Source organism: Deltaproteobacteria bacterium (assembly GCA_029860075.1).
Classification (GTDB): Bacteria; Desulfobacterota; JADFVX01; order JADFVX01; family JADFVX01; genus JAOUBX01.
In genome coordinates, this window is the sequence record JAOUBX010000142.1 from 1 (window position 1) to 5,644 (window position 5,644).

The window sequence follows — 5,644 nt, forward strand, 5'->3', positions numbered from 1 at the left end:
GTCGCCAATTGCAAGCCCTTTAGGTGAAGAACCGGCATCGTAAGTTTTATGATCCTGGAACGTCCCATCTCCTTTACCCAAAAGAACAGATATATTTCCGGAGCCACCATTTATAGTAATTATGTCGAGATGTTTGTCTCCATTAATATCTTTCAGCAACGCAAAAACGGGGGAAGTACCGGTTGAATAAGAAACTGGCTGCCCTAACTTTCCTGAATTGCTGTTTAATAAAACGGAAACACTATCCCGTGTGTCATTGATAATTACAACATCGGCAAAACCATCATTGTTTAAGTCTCCACTTTTTATAAATGTGGCATCTGACTCCATATCGTACTCCGAATAACTTGATTGGAAATTGTCTTCCGTCCAGTCACTTCCCCTGTTTAATAACGTGGAAAAAATACTGCCTGAACGGTTAGATGCAAGAGATATCGCAATATCAGGGCGATTATCACCGTCAAAATCAGCTGAAACCAGCTTATAAGAACCATTTTTCAAGGGAATTCTTTCTCTGTCCCTATATATCCCTCCTTTTTCTCCAAAAAGAACATGTATGTTCTGGTTATCAGATGTCACTACATCTAGAGTCCCATTTCCATCAATATCTGCGATATCAAAAACATCAATTTCATTGGTATTGTAAGACACGGCATCTTTAAAGGTACCATCACCCATGGACATTAAAATATTCAGTTTCTGATCAGAGGCCCATGTACGGACTATTATGTCTGTATTTCCATCCCCATTAATATCTCTGACTCGCATAAATTTTCTGGAGTCTTCAAGATATCGACCATAATGCCCATATGAAAAATATGCCATCTCTACTTCCACAGCATTATCAGGATAAAAACTGCCGCCGCCTTGTCCCAAAATCGGATAAAAACCGGTTGACGAACCAATCCAGGTTACTATCAAATCGATTTTGCCGTCACCATTAATATCTCCACTATAAATCTCGTTCAGATAGTTAGTACCATCTGTCATAACTATAACAGGTGTGCCAAAAGTTCCATCTCCCTTCCCGGTCATCAGGACCACTTCACCTCCCCTGCCATTACTGGCGCCCGATGTATAAACAATATCTGCTATGCCGTCATCATTCAGATCCATGACTACGGAATCTATAATGATTAAGTAATTTGAACTGGTTTCTGTAATTAACGGCTCGTTAAATGTTCCATCCCCTTTACCGGCAAACATAGCAATTTTGGTTGATCCGGCTATAATGATATCCTCGTGATTATCATCATTGAACCGGCCTGTAAACAAGCGGCCGGCAGCATCGACATTATAAGATGCTGTTTCTGTAAAAGTGCCATCCCCGCTACCTGAATAAATATATAATTCATTCGGAGATGTTCTCATAACAGCCAGATCAGGATAACTATCGCCGTTGAAATCCCCAGGCTCCATCGAGGAGATATGATTCCCGGCATTTGCAAAATCTGAATATTTTTTCAGCCCTCCATCCCCTGTCCCAAGAAGTACCGATATCCTGCATTTAATAACTCCCCAGGAGTCAGATAAACGATTTGCAACAATGACATCAAGATTTCCATCCTTGTTAACATCAATCACTTTTAGGGGGAAATTGAATCTGTTGGGTTTATATAAGTCATCATAATGTCCTGCATCAAAACCTGGTTCAGGATAAATGAAGGGATTTTCCCTTGTTTGTGTAATGAACTCTATAGCATGTTCAAAAGTGTTTCCTGCGATATCTTGAATAGTTAAATCAATATTATGTATCCCATCTTCCAGAGGCGATGTTGGTATAAAATTGATACCTGTGATAGTGATGGAAGATCCTTCTGTTACATTAACACCATCTAAAACAAGAATTGTTGATGATATGTCGATACCTGACAAGCTATCTGAGTATAAAATCGAGATTTCCGGAGTTGTACTATTAACGGTTGCCCCATTTTCAGGTAAAGTGCTATTGATAACAGGTGGTGTAATATCTACTGTAAAATTAACATTTATGGATGAGTTATTGCCCGCTTTATCAGATACCGTCAAAGAAATAGTATGAGCTCCATCTTCTAAAGCTGTTTCGATAGTATACTTAACACCAGTTTCAGTAACAGATGCAGCGCTTGTTAAATCAGTACCATCCAGGGTAAAAACAATTGAAGATGGTTCTATTCCGGAAAGACTGTCTAAATATTCAAGGGTAATACCGGGAATATTGTTATTAATTATAGCTTCATGAAGTGGATTCACAGCATTTATAACAGGCTGCGTCTTGTCAACTATGAAGGTTATGCTTTGATTTGCTGTATTTCCTGCCCTGTCTGCTACATATGCAGTTACAGTGTAGGATCCTTCCTGAAGCGGTGATGAGGGAGTATATGTCATACCCCCTTCTGTAACTGTAACTTCTCCTGTGATATCTATATTATTTAGCTTGATGGCAGTTGTACTGACATTAATACCGGACAAGAGGTCTGTATACTCGATATTGATCTGAGGAACATCATTATTGACAGGAACTCCGTTAGACGGTGATAAAATACTTATTTGAGGTGGGGTAAAATCTGCCGTTATGGTTATTATTTGCCTTGAAACATTTCCTGCTTTGTCTGTTGCAACAGCAGTAATGACATTCTCTCCTTCTGTTAACTGGAAGTTTTCTAGAGCATATACACCTTCTGCGTGTGTTACCTCTATATCATTAACAGTAACTGACAAAAGGCCGCTGAGCGAATCACTTGCACTTCCAGAAACGGTAATTAATGGTGTATTAAGGAATACTCCATTTTGAGGATTCTCTATTGTTATCTGAGGAAGTGTTACATCCAGTAGAACCTGTACCGTCTTTGTTGCCTTATTTCCCGCTTTATCAATAGCTTCAATAATAATGTCATTTATCCCTTCTATAAGATTGAGGTCCTTTTGAAATTGATTATCTGTCAGAGTTAGTGTTACTCCATTGATTGTTAAACTGGAAATAGGGCTTGAATCTGAAATTGAGCCTGAAGCAGATAAAATAGGATTATTAGTAAGAGCAGGTATGGAATTAAGGTTTATCTCGGGAGCAATTGTATCGAGCGTAACTTTAACGGAAACACTATCAGAATTGCCTGCGACATCAATCGCTGCTGCAGTAATCGTATTATTGCCTTCTAAAAGGGTTAATCCTGCATAAGTAAATAATTCCCCCGAGAGAACCGCTGTATTGCCGTTAACAGAGACATTCTCCACCCAACTGATAGAATCACTTGTGCTTCCCTCTACTGTTATACGGGGTGTATTGATGTAGATACCATCAAGAGGTGCAGAAATTTTTATATCAGGAGGAGAGTTATCCTCTCCTTCAATTGAAATAGAAAGACCGCTCCCAGGCTGCCCTCTAAGTTCTACTTCAAGATTATTCGCTGCAGATAAGCTGACAACTTTTGATAGCTGACCAACTTTCTTACTGAAATCACTGGTATCAAAAATAACTACCTTATTCAGCTTAATTATGGCACTTGAAACTTTTTTTGTATCATTGCTGCCATTATCTATGTAAAGGGTATAATTGGCATCAGGATTTTTGATATTAAATGAGAAAGTCTCTACAAAAGGTTTTCCTTTTCCCCTGATAAACTCTTTAGGCCCAGCGGCGATAAAAATACCTGCATCAGCAAAGTTTATCCCTACGCTGATTAGTATAAAAAAAGAAAGTACAGGTATTATGCTCCTTTTATAAAGCTTGGAATTTTTTTTCATAACTCCCTCCCCGTAAAACGATTATAAATAACAAAGCCCCATTCCTGTCCCGCAAGACAGAAAAAGGGCTTTGTTAGTAATTCGGCTTTATTGTATTGACTGTTCTTCATCTTTCAGCGGTACCTCTATCCCGTTCTTAATCGGGACAGGTAACTTTGCATCCTCCGGTCGCCCGAAGTTTGCTTTTGTCGTACTGAAATCTTGCCTTAATTTTGTATTTTTATGTTTTATTCTTATCTGAATTAGCTATAACCTTATCGTAGTTAAAAATAAAATACTCGGCTTTTTTTGCTTTTTTTTAGAAAATCTTTCGGCTTTTTTTGCTTTTTTGGGAAAAAACTAAAGGTATCTACTTTTTTGCAGCAGAATTGTTTAGTCTACAGTCTTTCCCCTTATTTTTTGCATGCCCATAAATTCAATACTGTAAACTATCAGGGAGGGTGTACCAGGTTCTATCCTGTCATTTGCTTTCCTTTTTAATCAGATTAACTTTATGTTCTCGTGCGAAGACACCGGAATACCCGTTGGTCAAGATACCATACACCTAAGCCTGAAATGCAAGCGGCGACACTAGTTATAAATAAAGCCTACATCGTAAAGGCCCAACGATTTAATAACCTGCGGTGTCAGATCGTTTTTTTTGTTAGAGTAATTGAAGTAATACCAGAGATCTATAGCCAAATATCAACAGAAACATTCCGTTTAAAGCCATAGGTAAAGTGAGATTTTTTTTCCGAATTTGCTTCATAGCTTCTGACGTTAAATTAATGCTAACTAATCCACTTAACAAACCGAGTAGATGAATAATGGTTATTGCAAAATATCTTGTAGTAAGTGGGAGTCCATCTTGAAAAAATATGTTTAGTATAAATCCTCCTAATAAACACCCGAAGCATAACATTCCACTATAAGCTATTGCAGGTCTGGATTTTACTTCATCCTGAAGTAGCTTTTTTATCTCTTCATTAAGTAATTCTTTCGGTTGATCATTTTTCATTTTTTCCCTCTAACGCGGGGTTTGATGAAATCATGCTTCTTTTTGGGCATTACGAACCATATTATAGACATCTTTTACATTTGGAATCATTTCAAAACTCGGAGGAAGGTGTTGTCCCGTTCCAGGCCAACCCGTACCACCAAACATGGAATACATTGGATTACCGGCGCCAAAGGAAATGGTACCACTTCTGTTAGACTTTTCTTTCAATACAACCTCACTCAATGTTTTCAGGTTCAGGTTTTTAACTTTTCGACCAAATAAACCGGAAATGATAATTATGCGCTCATTTGTTAAACCATAAAAAGTCTTTTTTCGCTGCATAGAATCAAGGTAAAAACGACCAAAGACCATGTAAAGGCCCACAAGAACGAATGGAATGCCCCATAGCATAAAAAAGAAAGGCGCATTTGATGTAACAACACTGAATTCCCAATAAATGGCAAAACCACACCACATGATACTGAAAGGCGCCAGGAAAACATCAGATCCACGAAACACAATTCCTGTTTGTGGTTTACCGGACCAGAGTAATCTCTCAGAGGCACTAAGTTCTTGTTGAAATTCTTGCTCCACAGATCGATACATTATTGGGAACCTCCTTATTATTTATCAAAAGTTTATAGCGCCCGGGGTGATGGGGCCCTCGCTGCAAATCAACCGACCAATGCCGCATAGTGCAGCGCAACGAAACGGCACGGTATTGGGTCAGCTGGATTTGTATTATGTTTTTATTTACCGACATTTGGATACCAAATACCTCTATCAACAACTATACCCATATTGGGGATAACATGGAGGGTGTTCAAAATTCTGTGTCAATTTAACCAAAGCTGATATATTCAGCTAAAAAAGGAGAATTGACATGAGTAAAGAAGAAAGTAGTTTTGATTTTAACAAAGCCCTTAAAGCGATTCAGGAAGG

The 5,644-nt window shown here is 38.4% G+C and carries 3 protein-coding genes and 1 riboswitch; all 3 genes read right to left on the bottom strand.

Annotated elements, in window-relative coordinates:
• A partial coding sequence (locus OEV42_21180; GenBank protein ID MDH3976783.1) for an FG-GAP-like repeat-containing protein occupies positions 1-3,723 on the bottom strand: 3,723 nt, incomplete at its 3' end.
• A 112-nt stretch (positions 3,724-3,835) separates the two neighbouring features.
• A riboswitch (cyclic di-GMP riboswitch) is annotated at positions 3,836-3,917 on the bottom strand.
• Positions 3,918-4,366: 449 nt separating this feature from the next.
• Complete coding sequence (locus OEV42_21185; GenBank protein MDH3976784.1) at positions 4,367-4,720, bottom strand: hypothetical protein; 354 nt, start codon at positions 4,718-4,720, stop codon at positions 4,367-4,369.
• A 30-nt stretch (positions 4,721-4,750) separates the two neighbouring features.
• On the bottom strand, positions 4,751-5,308 hold the full coding sequence (locus OEV42_21190; protein MDH3976785.1) for a PH domain-containing protein: 558 nt from the start codon (positions 5,306-5,308) through the stop codon (positions 4,751-4,753).
• Positions 5,309-5,644 lie beyond the last annotated feature (336 nt).

Coding starts and splice junctions, on each gene's coding strand:
- OEV42_21185 (MDH3976784.1), bottom strand. CDS start 4,720: ATGAAAAATGATCAACCGAAAGAATTACTTAATGAAGAGATAAAAAAG.
- OEV42_21190 (MDH3976785.1), bottom strand. CDS start 5,308: ATGTATCGATCTGTGGAGCAAGAATTTCAACAAGAACTTAGTGCCTCT.